This is a genomic window from Brevibacterium permense (assembly GCF_025506275.1).
Taxonomy (GTDB): Bacteria; Actinomycetota; Actinomycetes; order Actinomycetales; family Brevibacteriaceae; genus Brevibacterium; species Brevibacterium permense_A.
On record NZ_QYCP01000091.1, the window covers coordinates 111,837 to 136,584 of the forward strand.

At 65.1% G+C, this 24,748-nt stretch carries 20 protein-coding genes; 2 read left to right on the forward strand and 18 right to left on the reverse strand.

What is annotated here, in order from left to right; genetic code table 11:
- From mltG to D3I60_RS12920, 9 genes are all read right to left on the reverse strand, one after another.
- On the reverse strand, positions 1-1,137 hold the full coding sequence (mltG, locus tag D3I60_RS12880; protein WP_262776698.1) for an endolytic transglycosylase MltG: 1,137 nt from the start codon (positions 1,135-1,137) through the stop codon (positions 1-3).
- Positions 1,134-1,610: a Holliday junction resolvase RuvX gene (gene ruvX / locus D3I60_RS12885; protein ID WP_262776699.1), complete on the reverse strand. Its 477-nt coding sequence runs from the start codon at positions 1,608-1,610 to the stop codon at positions 1,134-1,136. Before ruvX ends, mltG begins: the two co-directional genes overlap by 4 nt.
- Positions 1,607-4,261: an alanine--tRNA ligase gene (alaS, locus tag D3I60_RS12890; RefSeq protein WP_262776700.1), complete on the reverse strand. Its 2,655-nt coding sequence runs from the start codon at positions 4,259-4,261 to the stop codon at positions 1,607-1,609. Before alaS ends, ruvX begins: the two co-directional genes overlap by 4 nt.
- Positions 4,262-4,708: 447 nt before the next feature.
- The gene (rpsD, locus tag D3I60_RS12895) at positions 4,709-5,350 is read right to left on the reverse strand and encodes a 30S ribosomal protein S4 (RefSeq protein WP_373270422.1); all 642 of its coding nucleotides are present in this window, start codon (positions 5,348-5,350) and stop codon (positions 4,709-4,711) included.
- 277 nt (positions 5,351-5,627) lie between these two features.
- Positions 5,628-7,217 (reverse strand): cation:proton antiporter family protein, encoded by a 1,590-nt coding sequence (locus tag D3I60_RS12900; RefSeq protein WP_262776701.1) that lies wholly within the window; start codon positions 7,215-7,217, stop codon positions 5,628-5,630.
- Between the two features lie 65 nt (positions 7,218-7,282).
- Positions 7,283-8,686, reverse strand: a complete 1,404-nt coding sequence (locus D3I60_RS12905; RefSeq protein WP_262776702.1) for a replication-associated recombination protein A — start codon at positions 8,684-8,686, stop codon at positions 7,283-7,285.
- Complete coding sequence (aspS, locus tag D3I60_RS12910) at positions 8,686-10,470, reverse strand: aspartate--tRNA ligase (protein ID WP_262776703.1); 1,785 nt, start codon at positions 10,468-10,470, stop codon at positions 8,686-8,688. The genes D3I60_RS12905 and aspS overlap by 1 nt, the downstream gene beginning before the upstream one ends.
- Before the next feature lie 58 nt (positions 10,471-10,528).
- Positions 10,529-11,863: a histidine--tRNA ligase gene (gene hisS / locus D3I60_RS12915; protein WP_262776704.1), complete on the reverse strand. Its 1,335-nt coding sequence runs from the start codon at positions 11,861-11,863 to the stop codon at positions 10,529-10,531.
- Between the two features lie 149 nt (positions 11,864-12,012).
- Entirely contained in the window at positions 12,013-12,657 is a 645-nt protein-coding gene (locus D3I60_RS12920; RefSeq protein WP_262776705.1) for an MBL fold metallo-hydrolase, read from the reverse strand.
- A 119-nt stretch (positions 12,658-12,776) separates the two neighbouring features.
- Here D3I60_RS12920 and D3I60_RS12925 point away from each other — a divergent pair, with 119 nt between their 5' ends.
- Both D3I60_RS12925 and D3I60_RS12930 read left to right on the forward strand, forming a co-directional pair.
- Positions 12,777-14,129, forward strand: a complete 1,353-nt coding sequence (locus D3I60_RS12925; protein ID WP_262776706.1) for a DUF349 domain-containing protein — start codon at positions 12,777-12,779, stop codon at positions 14,127-14,129.
- Between the two features lie 122 nt (positions 14,130-14,251).
- A complete protein-coding gene (locus D3I60_RS12930) occupies positions 14,252-14,806 on the forward strand; it encodes a hypothetical protein (protein WP_262776707.1) in 555 nt (184 codons plus the stop codon).
- Here D3I60_RS12930 and D3I60_RS12935 read toward each other — a convergent pair.
- From D3I60_RS12935 to D3I60_RS12975, 9 genes are all read right to left on the reverse strand, one after another.
- A complete protein-coding gene (locus D3I60_RS12935) occupies positions 14,785-17,082 on the reverse strand; it encodes a RelA/SpoT family protein (protein ID WP_346659570.1) in 2,298 nt (765 codons plus the stop codon). The genes D3I60_RS12930 and D3I60_RS12935 overlap by 22 nt on opposite strands.
- A 20-nt stretch (positions 17,083-17,102) precedes the next feature.
- Positions 17,103-18,119, reverse strand: coding sequence for a protein translocase subunit SecF (secF, locus tag D3I60_RS12940; RefSeq protein ID WP_262776708.1), 1,017 nt, complete (start codon positions 18,117-18,119; stop codon positions 17,103-17,105).
- Complete coding sequence (gene secD / locus D3I60_RS12945; RefSeq protein ID WP_262776709.1) at positions 18,116-20,272, reverse strand: protein translocase subunit SecD; 2,157 nt, start codon at positions 20,270-20,272, stop codon at positions 18,116-18,118. Before secD ends, secF begins: the two co-directional genes overlap by 4 nt.
- Positions 20,273-20,310: 38 nt before the next feature.
- Positions 20,311-20,886 (reverse strand): preprotein translocase subunit YajC, encoded by a 576-nt coding sequence (yajC, locus tag D3I60_RS12950; RefSeq protein ID WP_262776710.1) that lies wholly within the window; start codon positions 20,884-20,886, stop codon positions 20,311-20,313.
- Between the two features lie 80 nt (positions 20,887-20,966).
- Positions 20,967-22,043, reverse strand: coding sequence for a Holliday junction branch migration DNA helicase RuvB (ruvB, locus tag D3I60_RS12955; protein ID WP_262776711.1), 1,077 nt, complete (start codon positions 22,041-22,043; stop codon positions 20,967-20,969).
- Positions 22,040-22,636: a Holliday junction branch migration protein RuvA gene (gene ruvA, locus D3I60_RS12960; RefSeq protein WP_262776712.1), complete on the reverse strand. Its 597-nt coding sequence runs from the start codon at positions 22,634-22,636 to the stop codon at positions 22,040-22,042. The genes ruvB and ruvA overlap by 4 nt, the downstream gene beginning before the upstream one ends.
- 64 nt (positions 22,637-22,700) lie before the next feature.
- On the reverse strand, positions 22,701-23,297 hold the full coding sequence (ruvC, locus tag D3I60_RS12965) for a crossover junction endodeoxyribonuclease RuvC (protein ID WP_262776713.1): 597 nt from the start codon (positions 23,295-23,297) through the stop codon (positions 22,701-22,703).
- Complete coding sequence (locus D3I60_RS12970; RefSeq protein WP_025777859.1) at positions 23,297-24,049, reverse strand: YebC/PmpR family DNA-binding transcriptional regulator; 753 nt, start codon at positions 24,047-24,049, stop codon at positions 23,297-23,299. The genes ruvC and D3I60_RS12970 overlap by 1 nt, the downstream gene beginning before the upstream one ends.
- Positions 24,050-24,186: 137 nt before the next feature.
- Complete coding sequence (locus tag D3I60_RS12975; protein WP_262776714.1) at positions 24,187-24,666, reverse strand: NUDIX hydrolase; 480 nt, start codon at positions 24,664-24,666, stop codon at positions 24,187-24,189.
- Between the last annotated feature and the right edge of the window lie 82 nt (positions 24,667-24,748).

A 24,748-nucleotide genomic window follows, 5' to 3' on the forward strand; every position in this document is an offset into this window, starting at 1 on the left:
CTATCCGTCGTCCTTGCTGTGTTCGCGCAGCCACTTGCGATAGATCTCGACGTTCTTCTTGTGGTCCTCGTAGTTGTCGGCGAACTTGGTCTCCCCCGTGTCCGGGTTCGTCGCGACGAAGAACTGCCAATCACCGTCGGCGGGTTCGAGCGCGGCTTCGACGGCGCCCTTGCTCGGCGAGTTGATGGGCCCGGGAGGCAGACCCTTCTTCTTGTAGGTGTTGTACGGCGAGTCGGACTGGCGTTCCTTCTTCGTCGTCGTCAGGTCGGAGCGGGCACCGTGGATATAGGCCACGGTCGCATCCGATTGGAGCAGTCCCCCGGTCTGCGATTTGTCGGAGATGCGGTTGAGGAAGGACCTTGCCACCTTCGCGCGCACCTCGGGGTCTCCCGGGGATTCCTTTTCCACGAGGCTGGCCAGAGTGAGGATGCGGTTGGCGTCCTTGCTCTCGATTCCCAGTTCGTCGAGTTCGGTCTCGGTCTTGTCGACCATCTCCTGGACGATGTCCTCGGCGGTCTTCTGCTTGTTCAGTTCGTACGTCGCCGGGTACAGATAGCCTTCGAGGCTCGGTGCTTCGATCTCGAGTCCGTAGTCCTTCGGGGTCTTATCGTCGATGGCTTTGTCGACCTCGTCGGCGTTCATCCCCGATTCGATCATGATCGCCTTGATCTCTTCAACTTGTTTGCCTTCGGCGACCGTGATCTTCGGCGGGGCGATGGGGTTGATGAGCGCTTCGACCGCGGCCTTCGAGCTCATCTTCTCCCGCATCGTCCAGGTTCCGGCCTGGATGGTCGCCTCACGGCGTTCGATCTCGTCGAGGAAGGGCTCGGAGTTCATGATCACTCCGGCTTCGACGAGCTGGTTGGCCACGGTGCGGGCCGAGGAGCCGGGAGCGATCTCGATCGAGACCTCGTTCGTGCCCTGACCCTCGTAGTCGCCCTTCGGCCCGAACAGGTCGTCGAGGACTCCCCCGGCCGCGCGCACACCGAAGAATCCCCCGATGCCGAAGACGAGGATGCAGATGATCACGATCGTCGTCGTCCGTCGCCGACGCATCATTCTGCGCCGCTTCTTCGCGCGGATCTCTGCGCGGGACAGTCCTTCGTCGGTCGAGAACTCTTCGGTGATCGGGCTCATACGTCGTTCTCCTCGTCGGGCATCTCACGGCCGGCGGGGACACCGGTGTTGTGTTCGAGCTCGAGGGCGTTCTGGAGGATGATCACGGCGGCTTGGGCATCGACGATCTCGCGTCGCTGGCGTGACGATTTCCCGGCTGCGGCGAGAGCCTGGTGGGCCTCGACGGTGGTGAAGCGTTCGTCGACGAGGCGAACAGACGTGCCGGTGGCCGCGGCGATCCGGCGGGCGAATTCCAACGCCGAGGTGGCTGCGGCCCGGGCGGCGCCGTCAAGGGACTTCGGGTCCCCCACCAGGAGTTCGATGGGTTCGTATTCGTCGACGATGTCGCGCAGCTGCCGCAGCGCCGCCGGTTCGTCCACTCGACGAACGACGGTGAGCGGAGTGGCCAGAATCCCGTCGGGGTCGCTGGAGGCGACACCGATCCGCACGGAACCGATGTCGAGACCCAGCCGGCGACCTCGGCGGAAACTCACTGGATGGCTGCCTTGACCGCCGCGATGGCTGACGGGATCGCCGCGGGATTGCTGCCGCCGCCTTGGGCGAGGTCGGGCTTGCCCCCGCCTCCACCACCGAGTTTGCCGCAGGCCAGCGACACGAGCTTCCCTGCCTGCAGACCGGCGGCACGGGCCGCCTCGGTGGTGGCGATGACGACGACCGGCTTTCCGCTGCTGACTCCGATGCCGAAGATCACCGCCTGACGATCGGCGACCCGGTTGCGCAGGTCGGTGACCAGTGTGCGGATGTCTCCGGCATTGGCGATGTCGCCGAGTTCGGCGTGCACGAACAGCGTCTGGCCCACGGTCTGCGCCTCATCGAGGAACTTCCCGGCCGAGGCGAGCAGCTGCTGGGCGTTGAGTCGGGCGATCTCCTTCTCAGCGTCCTTGAGCCGGCTCATCAGGTCGGACACGCGTGAAGTGACATCGGTGCCGGGGACCTTGAGCATCTCCGAGAGCGAGGACACGATGGTCCGCTCGGCGGCCAGGGACCGGAAGGCGTCCATGCCGACCGCGGCTTCGATACGTCGGACTCCGGAGCCGACGGAGGCTTCGGAGAGCACGGAGATCGGGCCGACCTCCGCGGAGGCTCCGACGTGGGTGCCGCCGCAGAGCTCTCGGGAGAAGGGCCCGCCGATGTCGACGACGCGCACGACATTCGGGTACTTCTCGCCGAAGAGCGCCATGGCACCGGACTTCTTTGCGTCGTCGAAGGACATGTACTCGGTGCCGACTTCGTAGTTCGAGCGCACCGCGAGGTTCGCGACCTCTTCGATCTCGGCGCGCATCTGGATGCTCGGGGCTTCGGGGAACGAGTAGTCGAAGCGCATGTATCCGGGCTGATTGAGCGAACCGGCCTGCACAGCGTGGCTGCCGAGGATCTCGCGCAGCGCGGCGTGGACGAGGTGAGTGGCGGTGTGGGCCTGTGCTCCTTGGAACCGGTGGTCGTGGTCGACGGCGGCGAGTACCTCGTCGCCGACGCGCAGCTCTCCGTCGATGACCTCGACCCGGTGGGCGGGCAGTCCCTTGACCGGATTCTGCACGTCGCTGACCCGGGCGGTGAAGCCATGGCCGGAGATGAGGCCGACGTCGGCGCGCTGACCGCCGGATTCGGCGTAGAACGGGGTCAGGTCGAGGACGACGTCGCCGCTCTGACCGGCGGTGAGCACCTCGGCGGCGACCCCATCGACGACGATTCCTCGCACGCGGGAGTCGGACTCGAGTCGGTCATAGCCGACGAATTCACTGGCACCTTCGTCGAGCAGCGCCGAATAGGCGGACAGGTCGGTGTGGCCGCCGCCCTTCTTCGCTTTTGCATCGGCCTTGGCGCGGGTGCGCTGTTCGCTCATCAGCTCACGGAACCCGGCCTCGTCGACGCTCAGTCCGGCTTCGGAGGCCATCTCGAGAGTGAGGTCGATGGGGAATCCGTGGGTGTCGTGGAGGGCGAAGGCGATGTCTCCGCTGATGGTCTTGTCCGCGCCGTCGAGTGACTTCGCGGCATTGGCGAACAGCTGAGTGCCGGATTCGAGGGTGCGCAGGAACGCCTTCTCCTCGGCGTAGGCGACCCGGGAGATGCGATCGAAGTCGGTTTCGAGTTCCGGGTAGGACAGCTTCATGGCCTGCATGGAGACGGGCAGCAGCTCGGGCAGGACTTCCTTCTTGACTCCGAGCAGACGCATGGCACGCACGGCACGGCGGAGAAGGCGGCGGAGGATGTAGCCGCGGCCTTCGTTGCCGGGGCGGACCCCGTCGCCGATGATGATCAGGGCCGAACGGACATGATCGGCGACGACGCGCAGCTGCACATCGGCGTGTTCGTCCTCTCCGTAGGTCCGACCGGCCAGACGGCTGGCGGCCTCGATGACAGGGAAGACCTCGTCGATCTCGTACATGTTCTCCACGCCCTGGAGCAGGAAGGCGACACGTTCGAGTCCCATGCCGGTATCGATGTTCTTCGCCGGCAGCTCGCCGGCCACGTCGAAGTCGACCTTCGAACGAACCTCGGAGAGTTCGAACTCCATGAACACGAGGTTCCAGATCTCGATATAGCGGTCTTCGTCGGCCACGGGTCCGCCGTCGACGCCGTAGGCGGGGCCGCGGTCGAAGTAGATCTCCGAGCAGTAGCCGCCAGGGCCGGGCTGGCCGGTGTGCCAGTAGTTGTCCTCGTTGTCGCGCAGCTGGATGCGCTCACGGGGAACGGAGGTCTCCTCGAGCCACATGTCGATGGTTTCGAGATCGTCCTCGTGCACTGTCGCCCACAGCAGGTCCGGGTCGAAGCCGAGGCCGCCCTCGGCGACGGGAGTCGTCAGCAGTCCCCAGGCGAACTTGATGGCATCGCGCTTGAAGTAGTCGCCGAAGGAGAAGTTGCCGTTCATCTGGAAGAAGGTGCCGTGGCGGGTCGTCTTGCCGACCTCTTCGATGTCTCCGGTGCGCACGCATTTCTGGACGCTGGTGGCACGGTTGTACGGGGCCGGCTCCCGGCCGGTGAGGTAGGGAATGAACTGGACCATTCCCGCAATGTTGAACAGGATGGACGGATCGGAGCTGATCACCGACGCCGAGGGGACCACGGTGTGCCCGTTCGCTTCGAAGTAGTCCAACCAGCGTTTTTTGATCTCTGCCGTCTTCAATCCAAGGCCTTTCAGATATTGCCTGTGCTCCGCCGGGCGGATGAGCCCGGCGCGACACTTACTCGTGCGTACCCGCACTTAACAGGGACCAGTTTAATGGCTCCGCCGCAATATGCGATGTGGCGCGGCGTGCCGGGGAGTTCGATCCCGGAGTCGGCCGCGCTTGCGCCTCCCGGCAGACCGCTCCCGTGTCGGCAAGTCATTCCCGGTCCTGTCCGGCGGTTCGGCACACCTCTCTCTGAAATGCCCAGGGAGGAAAGTGGTCATTTCAGAGGAGGATGTGACAACACAGCCTTCGCCGCGGCTGGTGCGATGCGCCGCCGGCGTGCTTGAGGTCGCTGCACGACTGCCCAGTGCGAAGGCACACTCGCCAGGGTGAATGCACGACTGCCCGGAACCGTGCGGTCCCGGGCAGTCGCCGTGGCGCGATGCGCTGTGTTCAGCGGATCAGCGCGAGTAGAACTCGACGACGAGCTGAACGTCACAGGTGATCGGGACCTCTTCGCGCTTCGGGGTGCGCAGCAGAGTTGCCTGCAGGCCCTCGAGGTTCACGTTGAGGTATCCCGGCGTCGCGGGCAGAACGTCCTTGTGACCACCGGCGGCGGCGACCTGGAACGGATCCATCGAAGCCGAACGCTCGTGCACCTGGATGGTCTGGCCTTCCTTCACGCGGAAGGAGGGACGGTCCACGCGCTGTCCGTCGACCGTGATGTGACGGTGGACGACGAACTGACGGGCCTGGGCCATGGTGCGGGCGAAGCCCGAACGCAGGACGAGGGCGTCGAGACGCGATTCGAGGAGCTCGACCATGGTCTCACCGGTCAGACCGGGCAGACGGTTGGCTTCCTTGTAGGTCTTGAGCATCTGGGCCTCACGGATGCCGTACTGCGCGCGCAGACGCTGCTTCTCCTTGAGGCGGACCGAGTAGTCGCTGTCGTTGCGACGACGGGCGCGACCGTGCTCACCTGGAGGGTACGGGCGACGCTCGAAGTACTTCTCGGCCTTGGGTGTCAGAGCAATGCCGAGGGCGCGCGAGAGGCGCGTCATGCGGCGATTACGTGCTGGTGCTGGCACTGTATTACCTTTCATCAATGTGTTCTGTCACGAAGGGCCTCTGCGGTTCTCGCCCCGAACGCGACTGTTGTTTCCCCGGATGGGAAAGAGGGATTGAGCGTCGAGATCCGCTCGCACCGACCGCCTTTAGGGTGCAGGCACAACAGCTGTCCATCTTAGCGGGTGCACACCGCCCGTCGCAAAGCCGATCGGCGGCCTCGCCGCTGTGATCTTGCCGACTGAGGCGAACCGTCCGCCCTTGCCGGCCGACCGATCCGCCAGCACCGCTGTTGTCACTGCCGGCCGCCCGCTGTCACTTCCGACAGCCGTCTTCGTGGCTGTCGATGGCGGCATCGGCCACGGCCGCTCCGGACCCGCTGTAGATATTGATCACCGCGTGGACCCCGGCACGGGCGAAGTGCTCGGCCTGATCGGGGCGTTGGACGACCGCGGCGATGGTCCCGGGGAAGCCGGCAATGCGCAGCTGTTCGAGAGCGAAGGTGTTCGAGTCGTGCAGCGCCATGGCGAGAACGACGGTGCGGGCGCTGCCGCCGACGACGAGACGGTGCCAGAATTCGTGGTCGGTGGCGTCGCCTTCGAGCACTGTGAACTCGTCGGCGTGCAGTGCTTCGATGACTGTGTGGTCGTTGTCGATGCCGATGACGCTGCGGTCGCCGCGTTCGACGAAGCGCTCGTAGGCTCCGCGACCGATGCGGCCCATGCCGAGGACGACGACTTCCGCATCTCCGGTGTCGAGCGGCCGATCGTTGGCCCGCAGCCGGCTTTCGTTCTCGTCAGGCAGGATCGCGTCGAGCTTCGCGACGATCTGAAGGCTGTAGGCGTTCGCCAGGGAGGAGCAGATCATCCCCAGTGCCACGGCGAGGGCGGTGATGGTCAGCCAGTTGTCCCGGAAGAGACCATTGTCGACTCCGACTGCGACGACGATGAGCGCGAATTCGGAGAAGTTGCTCAGGGCCAGGCTGGTGCGCACGCTGGTGCGGTTGCGCAGGCCGAAGAGTCGACCCATGAGGTAGAAGCTCGCGAAGTTGAACGGCAGCAGGACGACGCACAGGGCCAGCGCCATGAGCAGATCCGACCAGGTGGGGACCGCTTGGAGTCCGATGACGACGAAGAACCCGACGAGGAAGAGCTCTTTGACGCTGAACAGCGACTTCGACAGCTCCACGGCTCGCGGATGGGTGGAGAAGAGAAGTCCGAGCACCAGGGCTCCGAGGTCGCCGTGAATGCCGACTGATTCGAAGGCGACATAACCGGGCCCCAAGGCCATGACGACGCCGAAGAGGACGAGCAGCTCACCGCGTCCGACTCGGTCGAGGAGCCGTCGCAGCACCCAGACCACGGGAACGATCAGGACGAGCGCGAACGCCCAGGGGCTCGGCGGCTCTTCGCCTGCGATCGTGATGAAGGCGACCGCGGCGAGGTCCTGGAGGACGAGGATCGCAATGGCGATCTGCCCGTAGTAGGCCCCGTCGTCGGAGCGGTCTTCGAGCACTTTGACTACGAGCACCGTGGAGGAGAACGAGAGGGCGAAGCCGAGCAGCGCCAAGGTGCCCAGTCCCCCGCCGACGCTGACGATGCCGATGGCTGCGGCAGCTCCGATCGTCCCGGCACCGAGGAGGACCACCGTGGTCATGTGCAGCGCAGCGGTGCCGTGGGCTTCGGGTTGGAGCAGGGAGCGCAGATCGAATTTCAGTCCGATCGTGAACAGCAGCAGGACGACTCCGATGTCCGATACCTGCTGCAGTCCCGCGAAGGCGGTGAAGCCGAAGACGTGCAGGAGGAATCCGGCCGCGAGGAATCCGACGAGCGGCGGGATGCGCAGTTCATGGGCGATGAGTCCCAGCGCCAGTGCGGCGGCGATCGTGATGACGATGTCTGCCATGCCGTCCTCCTCGATCAGCGCCGCCGGCGACGTCTCTGCCCCTCACCGCGTCTGCTCCAAAGCTATCAGGGTCGCAGAAGCCGCCTGAGGTTCTCGAGCCTCTCAGCCATGCTGCGTTCCATTCCGTTGCCAGTCGGAGAGTAGTAGCGCTTGCCTCGCAGCGACTCCGGCAGGTACTCCTGATCGGCGACCCCGTGCGGATAGTCGTGCGAGTATTTGTAGCCCTCACCGTGGCCGAGCTCTTTGGCCCCCGGATAGTGGGCGTCGCGCAGATGCATCGGCACCTCTCCGGCGAGTCCGTTCTTCACATCGGCGATCGCGGCGTCCAGGGCGCGGTAGCTCGCGTTCGACTTCGGGGCCAGCGCGAGGTAGGTGACCGCCTCCGCGAGGGGGATCCGCCCTTCGGGCATGCCGATGTTCTGCACCGCGGTCGAGGCGGCCACGGCGATCGGCAGCGCCTGCGGGTCGGCCATGCCGATGTCCTCGGCCGCAGAGATGACGACGCGACGGGCGATGAAGCGCGGGTCCTCACCGGCGACGATCATCCGCGCGAGATAGTGCAGAGCCGCGTCGACATCGGATCCGCGGATGGATTTGATGAACGCGGAGACCACGTCGTAGTGCTGGTCACCGTTCTTGTCGTAGCGCAGAACGGTTTCGCTGCTCGCCTCGGCGCAGGCCGATTCGGTGATCGCGATCGGTTCGTCGCCCTCCTCCTCCGACTGCGCGGCGGCGATTCCGGCGGCGGCTTCGAGGACGGTCAGTGAACGGCGGGCGTCGGCTCCGGCGATGCGGACGATGAAGTTCCGGGCCTCCTCGGTGAGGGTGAACTGACCAGCCAAGCCGCGATCGGATTCGACGGCACGATCGAGCAGATTGCCGACCGCCTCGTCGTCGAGCGGACGCAGCGTGAGCATGAGCGACCGCGACAGCAGGGGTGAGATGACGGAGAACGACGGGTTCTCCGTGGTGGCGGCCACGAGCACGACGAGCCGGTTCTCCACCGCCGGCAGCAGGGCATCCTGCTGAGCTTTCGAGAACCGGTGGATCTCGTCGAGGAAGAGAACGGTGGTCCGTCCGTACATCTCCCGTTCGCGGCGGGCGCTCTCGATCACCTGGCGCACGTCCTTGACGCCCGCGGTGATAGCGGAGAGCTCGACGAAGGTGCGGCCCGGGGCGTGGGAGATGACATGGGCCAGCGTGGTCTTTCCGACTCCGGGCGGACCCCACAGGATCACCGAGGAGGCTCCCGCCCGGTCTCCCCCGCTGGCTTCGACGAGTTGGTTGAGCGGGGACCCGGGGAAGGTCAGGTGCTCCTGGCCGACGACCTCGTCCAAGGTCCGGGGACGCATCCGCACCGCAAGCGGGTCCAGGGCCCGGCCCGAGGAGGTCCCGGAGGAACCGGCGAAGCCCGGACCAGGGGAATCCTGGTCCGGGCCGTCGGAGAACAGATTGGGTTCTTGGCTCATCAGGCCTCGGCGTCGTCGTCTTCCGGTTCGAAGTCGACTCCGGCCTCGGCGCGCTGGGCGTCGGTGATCGGGGCCGGTGCCTGGGTCAGCGGATCGAAACCGCCGCCGGACTTCGGGAAGGCGATGACCTCACGGATCGAGTCGACGCCGGCCAGCAGGGACACGATGCGGTCCCAGCCGAAGGCGATGCCGCCGTGCGGGGGTGCGCCGAACTTGAAGGCTTCGAGGAGGAAGCCGAACTTCTCCTCGGCTTCTTCGGCGGAGATGCCCATGATCTTGAAGACGCGTTCCTGAACGTCCTTGCGGTGGATGCGGATCGAGCCGCCGCCGATCTCATTGCCGTTGCAGACGATGTCGTAGGCGTAGGCCAGTGCCGCGCCCGGGTCCTCTTCGAGGGAGTCGAGGAATTCGGGCTTCGGAGCGGTGAAGGCGTGGTGGACGGCCGTCCACTGTCCGCCGCCGATGGCCACGTCTCCAGCGGCCTGCGCTTCGGCGGCCGATTCGAACAGAGGTGCGTCGACGACCCATACGAAGGCCCAGTCTCCGTCCTTGATGAGACCCGTGCGTTCGGCGATCTCATTGCGGGCGGCACCGAGGAGGGCACGGGAGGAGTTCGCATCACCTGCGGCGAAGAAGATCGCGTCGCCCGGCTGCGCACCGGCCGCCTCGGCGAGTCCCGCCTTCTCCTCCTCGGAGATGTTCTTGGCCACCGGACCGGACAGGGTTCCGTCTTCGCCGATGAGCACATAGGCCAGGCCCTTCGCCCCGCGCTGCTTGGCCCAGTCCTGCCAGCCGTCGAGTTGACGCCTGGGCAGCGAGCCGCCGCCGGGGTAGACGACGGAGCCGACATAGGGCGACTGGAAGACGCGGAACGGGGTGTCCTGGAAGAATTCGGTGAGGTTGTGCAGCTCGAGGCCGAAGCGCAGGTCCGGCTTGTCCGAACCGTAGCGCTCCATCGCCTCGTGGTAGGTGATGTGCGGGATCGGCGTGGCGATGTCGTAGCCGATGAGCTTCCACAGTGCGGTGAGGATCTCTTCGGCCAGAGCGATGATGTCCTCCTGCTCGACGAAGGAGGCTTCGATGTCGAGCTGGGTGAACTCCGGCTGACGGTCGGCGCGGAAGTCCTCGTCGCGGTAGCAGCGGGCGATCTGGTAGTAGCGTTCCATGCCGGCGACCTGAAGCAGCTGCTTGAACAGCTGCGGCGACTGCGGCAGGGCATACCAGGAGCCGGGCTTGAGGCGGGCCGGGACGAGGAAGTCGCGGGCACCTTCCGGAGTCGACTTCGTCAGGGTCGGAGTCTCGACCTCGACGAAGCTGTGGGCGTCGAGGACCGACCGTGCGGCCTTGTTGACATCGGAGCGCAGACGGATCGTCTTGGCCGGGCCCGAACGGCGCAGGTCGAGGTAGCGGTAGCGCAGACGGGTCTCTTCGCCCACGGCGCCGGAGTCCTCGGCATGGTCGGAGACCTGGAACGGCAGGGCCGCTGCTTCGGAGAGCACCTCGACGGTGGTGTCGATGATCTCGATCTCGCCGGTGGGCAGGTTCGGGTTCGTATTGCCCTCGGGGCGCACCGAGACGGTGCCGGTGGCCTTGACGACGGTTTCGTTGCGCAGCTGGTGGGCATCGTCCTCACGGACGACGACCTGCACGATTCCCGAAGCGTCGCGCAGATCGATGAAGGCCACCCCTCCGTGATCGCGACGACGATCGACCCACCCGGTGAGGGTGACGGTTTCTCCTGCGTTCGCGGCTCGCAGGCTTCCGGCTTCGTGGCTTCGCAGCACCTAGGGCTCCTTTGTGATGTTGTGGTCTAGCGCCTGAACAATGATAGTCGCCCCGCGCTCAGCTCCGGTACACGCGGGGCCAGAGGTCGTCTTCCGCGGGCGTCCATGTGTCCGGGTCGGCCGTGGTCTGCTCTCCCGAGCGGATGTCCTTGACCTCGTGGCCGGACTCACCGTCGGTGAACCAGACGAACGGGATGTCGCGGCGTTCCGCGTAGCGGATCTGCTTGCCGAACTTCGCAGCGTTCGGCGAGACTTCGCACGGAATGTCCCGGGACCTCAGCGTCGCGGCCACGGCGTCGGCGTCAGCCCGTCGGGCCTCCTCGGTGACGGCGATGACGACGGCCGAGGGGGTACCGCGGGTGGCGCGGACCTCCGAAGTCTCGCCGAGGATGAACGCCATCAGGCGGGAGACGCCGATGGACATGCCCACCCCGGGATAGTTCTTCTTCCCCACGGTCACCAGCGAGTCGTAGCGCCCGCCGGAGGATACGGAACCGAGCTCTTCGTGGCCGATCAGCTGGGTCTCGTAGACCGCGCCCGTGTAGTAGTCGAGGCCGCGGGCGATCTTGAGCTGGGCGACGACGACTCCGGGTGCGCGAACGGCTGCGGCTCGCAGCAGCGTCGTCAGCGATTCGAGTCCGGCTTCGAGCAGGGGGTGGTCGACGCCGAGGGCGCGCACCTCGTCGGCGAAGTCCGGGGAGTCGGATTCGATGGCTGCCAGCTCCAGGCACAGGCGCTGCTGCTCCTCATCGGCGCCGGCCTCGGCAGCCAGCAGCTTCGCCACTTCGTCGGGGCCGATCTTGTCGTATTTGTCGAGGCAGCGCAGCACGGCTTGGATGTTCGTCAGCCCGATTCCGCGGGCGAAGCCTTCGAGCAGCCTGCGGTCGTTGACGACGATCTTGATTCCGGGCACGCCGAGCGGGGCGAGCCGGGAGAACGCATCGGCCACTGCCAGGGGGATCTCGACCTCGAAGTGTCCGGGCAGGTCCCCATCGGCGATGACGTCGATATCGGCCTGGATGAACTCACGGTAGCGACCGGCCTGCGGCCGTTCGCCGCGCCAGACGGGCTGGACGCGAGCGGCCTTGAACGGGAAGCTCAGTTCGTTCGCATTGTCTGCGATATAGCGGGCCAGGGGCACCGTGAGGTCGAAGTGGAGTCCCAGCGGGTTGCGTTCGGTGCCCTCGGAGTGGAGGCGGGAGACCGCGAAGATCTCCTTGTCGATCTCGCCGTCCTTGGCCAGCTGGCTGATCGGTTCGACGGCGCGGTGGTTGAGCGCGGAGAACCCGTGCAGGGCGAAGGTGTGTTCGAGGGTGTCGATGATGGTCTTCTCGATCACGCGCTCGGCCGGGAGTCGTTCCGGGAATCCGGACAGACGGGCTGACTTCGCCATGGTGCTCCTTGCTTTCGGTGCGGATGCGGTGCCGTACGGCGCCGCGGGGTCATGTGGTGTGTATCGGGTGGGGTCTGAATGGTGTGGTGTCGTCCGGGATTGCGCGGCCGCCTCAGGCAGGAAGACCCGAGACTTCGGTCGCTCAGTCCTCAGAAGAACGGATTCGTCGCGAGTTCTGCGCTCACGCGAGATGCCGGGCCGTGTCCAGGATAGATCGGCACGTCCGGCAGTGTCGCGAAGGTTCGCAGGGATTCGGCCATCGCCTGAGGGTCTCCCCCGGGCAGGTCGACGCGGCCGATGGCTCCGGCGAAGACGACGTCACCGGTGAAGATGACTTCCTCGTCCCCGTCCTTCACTCGCAGCAGCATGGAACCTTCCGTGTGCCCGGGTGCGGAGACTGCGGTGATGCTGAGTCCGGCGATCTCGAGGCTCTGCCCGTCGTCGATGTCAGTGGCTGCCGGGGCGTTCCAGTCTGCGACGAGCGGGGCCAGCATTGCCGCGAACTGCGGGTTGAGCGTTGTGGCAGGCGAATCCAGGCGGTACCGGTCGGCGGCGCCGAGGTGGACGGGCACGTTCCAGCGGGCGAGCACGTTGGTCAGGCCCAGAATATGGTCGGGGTGGCCGTGGGTGAGGAAGATCGCCTGAGGTTCGAGTCCCTCGTCGCTCAGCAGCTTCTCGAGGCCTGGGGCGCAGTCGTATCCGGAGTCGATGAGAATGCAGTCGCTGGAGCCGTCTGCGCGCACGGCATAGCAGTTGACGTCGAGGAATTCGGCGTTGGTCGAGAACACATCCATGTGCAAAGTCTATCTACACGTCCGCCGATGGTTATGCTGGGATAACGTCTATCCCACAATCGAGTGATCGGCGGGTGGAATGACCTGCCGGTTCGACCGATGGAAACAAGGTGAGAACCATGTCGACCCCGACACCGAAGCCGACCCCCCGTCCGTCGTCGCTGCCGCGTCCGCAGGCGGCACAGGTGGTCAATGCCAGCCATATCGACCACGACGCCGAGGTGGCTCGCGCGGTGACACATGGTCGTGCCGATTCGGACGGCAATGTGTTCGTCACCACTCCGGAGGGCGAACGTGCCGTCGGTCAGTACCCGGACGCCACTCCCGAGGAGGCGCTCGAGTACTTCGCGAAGAAGTACGTCGAACTCGCCGAGAGCGCGGTCCTGCTGCGCAATCGTCTCTCCGCCGGCGCTCCCGGCCGTGAGGTCGTGTCTGCGGCGAAGACGCTGCAGGAAACGCTGCCGGAAGCCAACGTCGTCGGCGATCTCAAGGGACTGAGCGCCACTCTCGACACCCTCATCTCAGATGCCGAGGCCACGGAGTCCCGTCAGGCGGCCCGGGCGCAGGCCGCGAAACTCGCCGCCGCCGAGGATCGTGAGGCTCTCGTCGTCGAGGCCGAGACTCTGGCCAAGCAGGATCCGTCGAAGATCCAGTGGAAGCAGTCAGGCGCGCGTCTGCGCGAGCTCTTCGCCCAGTGGAAGGACATGCAGCGCAGCGGACCCCGTCTGCCGCGTGCCGTCGATCAGGAGCTCTGGGGTCGGTTCTCACAGGCTCGGAACACCTTCGAGCACATGCGCAAAGAGTTCTTCGCCGAGCTCGACAAGGTCAATGCCGAGGGCAAGCGGATCAAGGAGAAGATCGTCGCCGAGGCGGAGTCGCTGTCGGCCTCGACCGATTTCCGCACCGTGTCGCAGAAGTACAAGGACCTGATGAGCCAGTGGAAGCGCGCCCCGCGTGCTTCGCGGAAGGACGATGATGCACTGTGGGCACGGTTCCGTGCAGCACAGGACGTGTTCTTCTCTGCCCGTGATGCCGAGAATGCCGCTCTGGACGAGGAATTCAAGGGCAACCTCGTCGTCAAGGAGGAGCTGCTGAAGAAGGCTCAGGCGCTGCTCCCGATCACCGACCCGGTGGCGGCCAAGCGCGAGCTGCGCACCATCCAGGACCAGTGGGAGGAAGCCGGCAAGGTCCCTCGCGCCGATGTCTCGCGGATGGAGAACGGTCTGCGCGATGTCGAACGCGCGCTCGCCGATGCCGAGGAAGCCGCGTGGCAGCGCAGCAACCCTGAGACGAAGGCCCGCACCTCGGGAGCGCTGAGTCAGCTCGACGAGTCTATCGTCGACCTCGAGAAGAAGCTCGAGGCCGCGAAGGCCGGCGGCGATGAGAAGTCCGTCGCCGAAGCGCAGGAAGCTCTCGACGCTCGCCGCGCCTGGCGGGATCAGCTCGCCCAGACCGCCGCAGAACTCGACTGAGACCGCAGTGCTCGGCTGACGCTGAGGCACTCGTCCACAGCTTCTGACGTTCGAGTCAGCACCTGTCCACAGGCGCTCACCGAAGTCTTGTCAACGCCTCCACATCCGACGATAGTTCGGGTATGGAGGCGTTGTTTCATCTGCGGGACTTCGGGTACGAGCAGCTCACCGAGCTCACCCTCGACGGCCTGCTCATCCGACTGACCGAATCGACCTGGGTGCGCAAGGGTGCGATCCTCTCCCCCACTGAGCGGATGGCCGCCCTGCATTCGCTCATCCCGCCCGGACTCGCGCTCTCCCACGACAGCGCCTGGTGGGTGCACCGCGGACTCGGCAGGGCTCCCGCTCCGCTGAGCTTCATCACGCTGCCCAGGCGCCGGTGGATCGCCGATGACGGGTTCGACGTCCACGAGACGAATCTGGCGCAGGATGATTGGTGCCTCATCGACGAGCTGCCGATCACCACGGAGGAACGCACGCTCTACGATCTGCTCTTCCCGCATTTCCGGAACTGGTCCGCGGAGTCGCCGCGGGCGCTCAAGGGCATCATCGCAGAGATCCCCAACGGTCTGCGTCAGCGTCTCCGGGATTACCTCACCGAGGTGGCCCGTCGACCGTTCGTCGCCCAGATGCGCGCGGCGCTGGACAGGGAGGATCAGCCGCCGGAGATGCGGTAGACGTCGAAGACGCCTTCGACTTTGCGCACGGCCGAGAGAACAGTGTCGAGATGGCTGGCGTCGCTCATCTCGAAGACGAACTTCGATTGCGCCACGCGAGCCCGGGAGGTGCCGACCGACGCCGACAGGATGTTCACATGGGTCTCGGTGAGCACCTTGGTGATATCGGAGAGCAGACCGGCACGATCGAGGGCCTCGACCTGAATCTGGACAAGGTAGATTCCGCTCGTCTTCTCACCCCACGAGACCTCGACCATGCGTTCGGGTTCACGTTTGAGCGAGGTGACGTTCGGGCAGTCGACGCGATGCACGGAGACCCCCGACCCGCGGGTGACGAAACCGAGGATCTCGTCTCCCGGCACCGGGGTGCAGCAGCGAGCCAGTTTGACGAGCACATCGTCGACGCCTTTGACGATGACGCCTTCGGACGAGGAATGGTGCCCTGAGGACTGGCCGGTGCGGTTGCGCGGCTCCGGCGGAAGCACGACCGACTCGTCGTCCTCACCGACTTCCTTGGCCAGCAGATCAACGACATGTTGAGCCGAAGACACGCCGTTGCCGATCGCGGCGTAGAGGGCGCTGACATCGGGCAGACGCATCTCCGTGGCGACGACTTGAAGGGCCTCCTGGCTCATCAGCGACGCGGCGGAGATCGAATGGCGGCGCATCGCCCGGGCGAGCTGTTCGCGACCGTTCTCGATCGCCTCTTCGCGGCGCTCCTTCGAGAACCACTGCCGGATCTTGCTGCGGGCACGCGGGCTCTTGACGAAGCCGAGCCAGTCGCGGCTGGGGCCGGCGTTCTCGTCCTTCGAAGTGAAGACCTCGACGGAGTCGCCGTTCTTCAGCTCCGTGTCCAAAGCGACGAGGCGACCGTTGACGCGGGCGCCCATGGTCTTGTGCCCGACCTCGGTGTGCACGGCGTAGGCGAAGTCGATGGGGGTGGCTCCCGACGGCAGGCTCATCACCTCGCCCTTGGGAGTGAAGACGTAGACTTCCTTCGAGTTCACCTCGTAGCGGAGGCTGTCGAGGAATTCGTCGGGGTCGGAGACCTCTCGCTGCCAGTCCAGAAGCTGTCGCAGCCAGGCGGCGTCGTCGACCTCACCGGCGTCGGAGACCTTCACCGACCGCGCGGTATTCGAGGTCACGGCCTTCGACGACTTGTTCAGATCCTTGTACTTCCAGTGAGCGGCGACGCCGAATTCTGCACGGCGGTCCATCTCGTGAGTCCGGATCTGGATCTCGACGGGCTTGCCGGCCGGTCCGATCACCGTGGTGTGCAGACTCTGGTACATGTTGTACTTCGGCATCGCGATATAGTCCTTGAACCGTCCGGGAACAGGATTCCAGCGGGCGTGGACGATGCCGAGGGTGGCATAGCATTCGCGTACGGATTCGACGAGGACACGGACTCCGACGAGATCGTAGATGTCGGCGAACTCGTGGCCGCGGACGACCATCTTCTGATAGATCGAGTAGTAGTGCTTGGGGCGCCCCGTGATGGAGGCGTCGATTCCGGATTCCTTGAGTACGCCCTGCAGCTCTTCGGAGACCGTGGCCAGATACTTCTCACGCTCGGGAGCCCGATCCGCGACGAGCCGGACCACTTCGTCGTAGACCTTCGGATGGAGGACCTGGAAGGATAGGTCTTCGAGTTCCCATTTGATCGTGTTCATCCCCAGCCGGTGTGCCAGCGGGGCGAAGATGTCGAGGGTCTCGCGAGCCTTCTTCGTGCTTGACGAGGCGGGCACGAAGCGCCAGGTGCGCGCATTGTGCAGGCGGTCTGCGAGCTTGATGACGAGGACGCGGATGTCCTTGGCCATCGCCACGATCATCTTGCGCACGGTCTCGGACTGCGCGGCCTGCCCGTACGTGAGCTTGTCGAGCTTCGTCACCCCGTCGACCATGGCCGCGACTTCGGAGCCGAATTCCTCGGTGAGTTCGTCGAGCGAGTACGAGGTGTCTTCGACGGTGTCGTGCAGCAGAGCGGCGGCCAGCGTGACCGGCAGCATGCCGATCTCCGCAAGGATCGTCGCCACCGCGATGGGGTGGGTGATATAGGCATCACCGGACTTGCGGGTCTGCCCTCGGTGGGCCTCCTCGGCGACCTTGTAGGCCCTGACGACGAGGTCGATGTCCGCCTTCGGATGGTTCGACTGCAGGGCCCGGATCATCGGGCCGAGCACTCGCGGGTAGCCAGGATTGTTCTGCGCCCTGGCCGCCCACCAGGCTAAGCGGGAGATGCCTCGCGGACGGCGCGAATCAGCGGACGAAGCCACAACATCTCCTCTCTCGGGAATCAGACTTCGGCGTGAGTCACCGGTGGGACGTCTGCTCCCCCATCCTTCAAGCGTAGTTCACGCACGGCTTCCTCCTGCGCCTTGACCGCCGGTTCATTTGCCCGGAGGAGGGCGTAGAGGGGGCTCGCGACGAACAGCGTCGAAGCGGCTGCCACTATAGTACCGATGAACAGGGACAGCGAGATATCGACGAGTGTTCCCGCGCCGAGCAGGAACACGCCGATGAAGAGGATCGAGGCGATCGGAAGCACCGACACCACTGAGGTGTTGATCGAGCGCACGGTCGTCTGATTCACGCCGAGGTTGACGAGTTCGGAGAACTTGAGGTTCCGCTTCTCCTCGAATCTCGTCGTGTTCTCTCGGATCTTGTCGAAGACCACCACCGTGTCATAGAGCGAGAAGCTGAGCACGGTGAGGAAGCCGATGATGGCCTCCGGCGTGACTTCGAAGCCGGTGGCCGAGTAGATGCCCATCGTCACGATCATCACGACGAAGAGGCCGACGATCGCCGCGAGCGACATCTTCCAGGTGCGGAAGTACAGGGCCATGACGACGAGGGCGATGGCCACGAAGATGACCAGTGCGCGGATCATCTTCGACGTCACGTCCTGACCCCATTCGGGACCGACGAACGTCGAGGTGACGTCTTCGACCTTCACGTCGTAGCCGGAGACGAGGGCGTCTCGGACTTCCTGCATCTGCGGGTCGGTCAGCTGGTTCGTCTCGATCTGGACGGCCGTGTCACTGGTCGGCGTCAGGCGCGGCTCGGCCCCGGACACGACATCGGTGATGATGCCTTCGCCCTTGGCGGCCGAGGTATCGCTGACATGGTCGACCTGGAACTGCGAACCGCCTTTGAAGGCGATGCCGAAGTTGAAGCCGAAGATGAGCGGAACGAGCAGGGACAGGAGGACGAGGAGTCCGGAGATGGCCAGCCACAGCTTCGCCTTGCCGACGAAGGGGATCGATGATTCGCCGCTGTGCAGGCGGTTGCCCCAGGCAAAGAATCGTTTCACTTGTCAGCCTCCTTGCCGTCGTCAGCCGTCGAGTCTGTGACGGCATCGTCTTCCTCGGCCCGTCGGGCCGCAGCCTTTCGCTCGGCGATGGTCATTCCGCCCGTCGCAGCAGCGGACTTCGCCGCTTTCGTGCTCTTCGACTTCGTGGCCTTGCCGGTCGCGGCTTTGTCTGCCTTGGGCTTCGTCGTGGTTTCCGCCGACTCGGACACAGCTGCTCCCGCGGCGGTCGTATCGGAGCTGTCGTCGGTGCTCATCCCGGCCTTGCGCATCCGTGCCTTCTCGCGCCGCTTGGCCTCGGGCGTCTTGTCCTTGTCGTCGATGGACAGGTTGAGCGCTCCGCGGTAGGCGGCGGGTTTGACTCCGAGCAGACGCGGATCCATTCCGGACATCGGGTGGCCCTCGCCGAAGAACTTCGTGCGGGCCAGGAACTGCAGCATCGGGTGGGTGAACAGGAAGACGATGAGCACGTCGATGATCACGGTCAGACCCAGGGTGAAGGCGAAGCCTCGCACCGAGCCGACGGCCAGGATGTAGAGAATCACCGCGGCGAGCATGTTCACTGCCTTCGAGGCGTAGATCGTGCGCTTGGCACGGTCCCAGCCGACCTCGACCGCGGAGAGCAGATTGCGACCGCTGCGCAGTTCGTCTCGGACACGTTCGAAGTAGACGATGAACGAGTCTGCCGCCATGCCGATTCCGATGATGATACCGGCGACACCGGCCAGGGACAGTCGGTACCCGTATCGCCACGATGCCAAGAGCAGCAGCAGGTAGGTGAGCACACCGGCGACGACGAGGCTCGAGACGGTGACGAGGCCGAGCACCCGGTACTGCAGCAGCGAGTAGACGACGACGAGGAGGAGTCCGACCAGGCCGGTGAGCAGACCGATCTTGAGGTAGTTCGATCCCAGGGTCGGCGAGATCTGATCCTCGCTCTGGACCTGGAAGCTCAGCGGCAGCGAGCCGTTCTTGAGCTGATTGGCCAGAGTCTGTGCCTCGTCGAGGGAGAAGTCGCCGGTGATCTGGGCGTTGCCGTCGTTGATCACCGCGTTCGAGGACGGAGCCGACAGCACGAGACCGTCGAGTTCGATCGCGAACTGGTTGTAGGGCTGCTGTTTGCCGGTGATGTCCGAGGTGATCTGCTTGAAGATCTCACGACCGGTGGAGTCGAAGGAGAGATTGACGGCAGGGTTGTTGGTCTGCACGCCGTTGGCTCCTGCGGCATAGCCGGCACTGGCATCGGCGAGGTGATCGCCGGAGAGTTCGACGGGGCCGAGGATGTACTTCGCCTGTCCGTCCTCGGAGCACGAGACGACAGGTTCGTCCGAGGGCTGCTGTTGGCCGCCCGTCCGGTTCTTCTTGTTCGTGCAGTCGAGCTCGGTGTACTCCTTGATGATCTTGTCGGACTGCCATTCGGAGGCGTCCTTCTCCGGATCGAAGAGCGGCCGAGGCGTCGAGTCGGTGACCTTCGTGCTGTCGCTCGATCCGCTGCCTTCTCCGGACTTCTCCGCGTCCTTGGTCTCCGACTCCGAGGACGTCGTCTTCTGAGAGGACTCGTCCGTCTTCTTCGCCTCGCCGCCGGCATTGACGACATCGCCGCCGCCGGAAGGAGCCTGGTCCTCGCTTTGTCCGTCGCCTTGCGAGTCGGCACCGGTGAGGTCCTCGAGGCGTTTGCGCTCTTCGTCGCTCAGCCCGTCATCGCCACCCGATTCCTCGCCGCTCTTCTCCTGCTCTTTCTGGATCTGCTCGTGCGAACGCGGGTCACCGACCAGCGCCACACGACGGAAGACGAGCTGAGCAGACGAGCGGACGAGGTTTCGGGTTTCCTCGTCGGGGTTGCCCGGCAGATTCACGACGATGTTGCGGTCGCCCTGCGTCGTGATCTCTGCTTCGGAGACACCGGTCGAGTCGACGCGCTGGCGGATGATCGCCACGGCCTGATCGAGCTGCTCCTTGCTGATGTCCGTGCCCTTGGACACCTGTGGTTCCAGAATGATCGACGTTCCGCCCTCGAGGTCGAGCGCGAGCTTCGGAGTCATCGTGGCATTCGACCAGATGACACCGCCGGCGATGATTGCGGCCAGCACCAGAGTGATGATGGTCAGCCACAGGAAGCGCAAACCAGGGCGTGGTTTTTCTTCGATATCGGACACGTTTCAGCTTTCAGTCGGGAGAAGAGTGCGAGACCGGATCAGTTCTTCTTGTCGGAATCCGAATCAGTCGGGTCCGTGGAGTCCGCAGCGGCGGAGTCGGCATCGGTCTCAGCGGCAGCCTCGGTGTCGACGTCCTCGGTCTCAGCGACTGCCTCGGCGTCGGCGTCCTCGGTCTTCGCAGGGGACTCATCCTCGATGACGTCGTCAGATGCGTCGTCCGTGGTGTCCTTCTCGGCGCGTTTGCGTTCGTTCATGGCGTCGAGCTCGGCGTCGGTGATGGCCGGCTTCTCGTCGGCTGCGTCGGCATCGACATCGGCGGCGGGAACTGCGGCACCGGGAGCGTCGACGGGCGCTGCGGCCTGGTTGTTCTCGATCTGACCGATGGCCTGGCGGTGGACGCGCAGCACCGTGCCGGGACCCGACTCGATGGTCACCTGGTTGTTCTCTTCGTCGATGGAGAGCACGGTGCCGAAGACACCGAAGGTCGTCATCACGGTCGCGCCGGGCACGAGGCCCGATTTGATCTGCTCCGCACGCGCCTTCTGCTTACGCCGAGAATTGAACAGGAAAAAGATCAGCAGCGCGGCAAGCGCAAGAGGGATCAGCAAATCCACAGATATCAGCCTTTCATATGAATGAATCAGTGAACCAGCTTAGTTCGTCCTCACCTCTCATAGCGAACTCAAAGGCCCGGTCAGAACTCATAGTTTGCTGGGATCTGCATTTTCAGGTGCTTCCAGGCCGCCGTGGTGGCCACACGTCCACGTGGGGTGCGACTGATCAGGCCCTCTCGGACGAGGTAGGGCTCGGACACGGTTTCGACCGTATCCGCTTCTTCGCCGACGGAGACGGCGAGGGTTCCCAGCCCGACCGGACCTCCGCCGAAGCGCTTGCACAGCACCTGCAGGACCGACCGGTCGAGGCGGTCCAGACCGAGTTCGTCCACCTCGTAGACGCGCAGGGCGCTGGTGGCGGCCACCTCGTCGATGATTCCGCTCCCCCGCACCTGTGCCCAGTCGCGGACGCGGCGCAGCAGGCGGTTCGCGATTCGCGGGGTTCCCCGTGACCGCGTGGAGATCTCTTCGAGTCCGGCGAGCTCGGATTCGATGCCGAGCATCCGAGCAGACCGCTGCAGAACCGTGAGCAGATCGGCGCTCGAATAGAAGTCGAGCAGGGCGGTGAAGCCGAAGCGGTCACGCAGCGGCGCGGGCAGCAGACCGGATCGTGTCGTCGCTCCGACGAGGGTGAATTGCGGGAGGTCGAGCGGGATGGCGGTGGCACCGGGTCCTTTGCCGACGATGACATCGACTCGGAAGTCCTCCATCGCCACGTACAGCATCTCCTCGGCGGCCCGGGCCATGCGGTGGATCTCGTCGATGAAGAGGACTTCACCTTCCTCGAGGGAGGACAGGATGGCAGCGAGGTCACCGGCATGCTGGACGGCCGGGCCGGACGTCACTCGCAGGCTCGAGTTCATCTCGTGGGCGATGATCATCGCCAGTGTGGTCTTACCGAGCCCGGGAGGACCGGAGAGCAGCACATGGTCGGGGGCCTTCTGTCTGGCCTTCGCCGCGTCGAGGACGAGGGAGAGCTGCTCACGCACCTGCGGCTGGCCGATGAAATCGGCCAGGCCCTTCGGACGCAGCGCCGCCTCGGCATCGCGTTCGGCCGTCTCGGCACGACCGGAGACGAGCCTCTCCTGTTCGGCTCCGGTCAGGTCCTGATCACCGAAGTCCACCTCGTAGGAGTCGGGGTCGAACGAGCCCGTCATCTCTTCGCACCCAGGACCTTCAGAGCGGCCTTGAGGACCACAGAGGTGCCGGCATCAGCACCGGTCTCCTTGACGACGTCGGCGACGACTTCCTCGGCCTGCGCTTCCTTCCACCCGAGTCCCACAAGGGCGTCGACGACCTGCTGGTTGCCGCCGCCGAAGGACAGCGTGGGTCCGGGAGCGGCAGCGGTGAGCTTCGGCAGTTTGTTCTCCAGCTCGAGGATGATGCGCGAGGCGCCCTTCTTCCCGATTCCGGGGACACGGGTGAGTGCATTGGCATCCTGATTCGTGATCGCGGCGGCAAGTTCGTCGGGTTCCATCACCGAAAGGATGGCCATCGCCAGACGCGGACCGATCCCGGAGATCGACAGCAGCACCTCGAAGGTGTGGTTCTCGTCTTCGGTGCCGAAGCCGTAGAGCGTCATCGAATCTTCACGCACCACGAGGCTGGTGACCAGTTCGATCTCGGCGCCGTGCCGAGTCCCGGCCAGAGTATCGGGGGTGACGTGGACCTTCCGGCCGACGCCGTAGGTGAGAACGACGAGGTGGTCAGCTGCGATCCGATGCACCGTACCGCTGAGGAAACTGATCACGGACAGCCTTTCTTAGGGGAACACGTGTACGAATCCAGATTAGCAGGCACCCGCTCCCCCATGCTCACTTGGCGCGCCGCATGGCCTCGGCCCACTGCTGCTGGGCCTTCGTCAGTCCGCTGCCCTGTCGCCCGCCGGCCTTGCGTTCGGTCAGATCCTTATTCGTCCCCGGCGTCGATTGGGCCGACAGCGCCCCACGCCAGGAATGGCAGATCGCGATGGCCAGGGCGTCGGCGGCGTCGGCGGGCTTCGGCGGTGCGTCGAGTCCGAGGATCCGCGTCACCATCGAGGTGACCTGCTTCTTGTCCGCACGGCCCGAACCGGTGATCGCGGCCTTGACTTCGGATGGGGTGTGCATGGCCACGGGCAGCCCGCGTCGGGCGGCCAGTCCCATAGTCAGTCCCGATGCCTGGGCGGTGCCCATGATCGTGGACACATCGTTGCGGGCGAAGACGCGTTCGATGGCCACGACATCGGGACGGTACGTGTCCAACCAGCTGTCGAACGCCTCGGCGATGGCACCGAGTCGGAGGTCGACGGAATCGGCCGAAGGAGTCCGCAGGACGTCGACGGCGACCATCTTCGCCTTCCGGGCGGGCAGGGTGTCGATGACACCGAGCCCGCACCGGGTCAGCCCTGGATCAACACCGAGGATGCGCATCAGGCATCGAGTTCGGCGAGGACCTCATCGCTGACATCGGCGTTCGAGTAGACGTTCTGCACCTCGTCGCTGTCTTCGAGCGCATCGATGAGGGAGAAGACCTTCTGTGCGGTCTCCGCGTCGAGGCTGACCTCGAGTTCGGGCACGAAGGAGGCCTCGGCCGAGTCGTAGTCGATTCCGGCGTCGACGAGGGCCGTGCGCACAGCCACGAGGTCGGTGGCCTCGCAGATGATCTCGAACTTCTCGCCGACTTCCTTGACCTCTTCGGCTCCGGCGTCCATGGTCGCCAGCAGAATGGCCTCTTCGTCGGTCTCTTCGGCGCCCACGGTGATGACGCCCTTGCGGTTGAAGTTGTACGTCACCGAACCGGGATCGGCCATCGAACCGCCGTTGCGGGTCACGGCCACGCGCACCTCGGAGGCGGCGCGGTTGCGATTGTCGGTGAGACATTCGATGAGCAGAGCCACACCGCCGGCGGCGTAGCCTTCGTACATGATCGTCTCGTAGTTGACTCCGGAGCCGTCGAGACCGCCGCCGCGCTTGACCGCACGGGTGATGTTGTCCGCGGGGACCGAGTTCTTCTTCGCCTTCTGGATCGCATCGAACAGCGTCGGGTTGCCGTCGGGGTCGGGTCCACCGTTGCGTGCGGCAACCTCGATGTTCTTGATCAGCTTGGCAAAGAGCTTGCCGCGCTTGGCATCGATGGCAGCCTTCTTGTGTTTAGTCGTTGCCCATTTGGAATGACCTGACACTGGTGTTCCTTCCTGTAGTTACAGCCTCTCAAGTCTATACGCTGACCGCGCCGACTCGTGCAGACTTCCCCTTCGCGATTCCGTCCGGGCTCGCACCGGACCTCATTGCGGACCTGTTCCGGAGCGCGCTCGTGCGCTCAGTCGATGACCAGCGGCACGTCGGGAACTGACCCGGCGGTGGCCAGGTCGATGAGGCCGAGGAGGTTCTTCGGATAGATCGTCTCCGTCGTGGCCAGGAGCTCCTCCCGGGCCCACCAGCGGAATTCGAGCAGGCTGCGCTTCTCGATGTCCGTCCAGACCGCATCTTCGAGCTCGATGTCCTCGCTGGTGCGGAACGCGAAGTAGGTTTCGACCTGGCGCAGCGACTTCTCCGTGAATTCGAAGACTTCGTCGCGCGTGGCCAAGGGACCGATGAGTTCGTGAGGTTCGCATTCGATGCCGGTCTCCTCGGCCAGTTCCCGGGCCGCCGTCTGCGCGGCTGACTCGCCGAGTTCGGAACCGCCTCCGCAGGTCATCCACCATTGGTGACTGGGGGTCAGCAGATCCTGGGCACGGATCAGGAGAACCTCGTCGCGCTCATTGAGTAATACGACCCGTGAGGCTTTACGAGGTTTCATGTTTCTCCAGTGGTCGGCGGCGAAGGGAGGCAAGTGTTTGCAGAATAATGACGCTGGGGGATTTCGGCAAGAGCGCGGCAGC

Coding starts and splice junctions, on each gene's coding strand:
- mltG (WP_262776698.1), bottom strand. CDS start 1,137: ATGAGCCCGATCACCGAAGAGTTCTCGACCGACGAAGGACTGTCCCGC.
- rpsD (WP_373270422.1), bottom strand. CDS start 5,350: ATGAAAGGTAATACAGTGCCAGCACCAGCACGTAATCGCCGCATGACG.
- D3I60_RS12900 (WP_262776701.1), bottom strand. CDS start 7,217: ATGGCAGACATCGTCATCACGATCGCCGCCGCACTGGCGCTGGGACTC.
- D3I60_RS12905 (WP_262776702.1), bottom strand. CDS start 8,686: ATGAGCCAAGAACCCAATCTGTTCTCCGACGGCCCGGACCAGGATTCC.
- hisS (WP_262776704.1), bottom strand. CDS start 11,863: ATGGCGAAGTCAGCCCGTCTGTCCGGATTCCCGGAACGACTCCCGGCC.
- D3I60_RS12920 (WP_262776705.1), bottom strand. CDS start 12,657: ATGGATGTGTTCTCGACCAACGCCGAATTCCTCGACGTCAACTGCTAT.
- D3I60_RS12925 (WP_262776706.1), top strand. CDS start 12,777: ATGTCGACCCCGACACCGAAGCCGACCCCCCGTCCGTCGTCGCTGCCG.
- D3I60_RS12930 (WP_262776707.1), top strand. CDS start 14,252: ATGGAGGCGTTGTTTCATCTGCGGGACTTCGGGTACGAGCAGCTCACC.
- ruvB (WP_262776711.1), bottom strand. CDS start 22,043: ATGACGGGCTCGTTCGACCCCGACTCCTACGAGGTGGACTTCGGTGAT.
- ruvC (WP_262776713.1), bottom strand. CDS start 23,297: ATGCGCATCCTCGGTGTTGATCCAGGGCTGACCCGGTGCGGGCTCGGT.
- D3I60_RS12975 (WP_262776714.1), bottom strand. CDS start 24,666: ATGAAACCTCGTAAAGCCTCACGGGTCGTATTACTCAATGAGCGCGAC.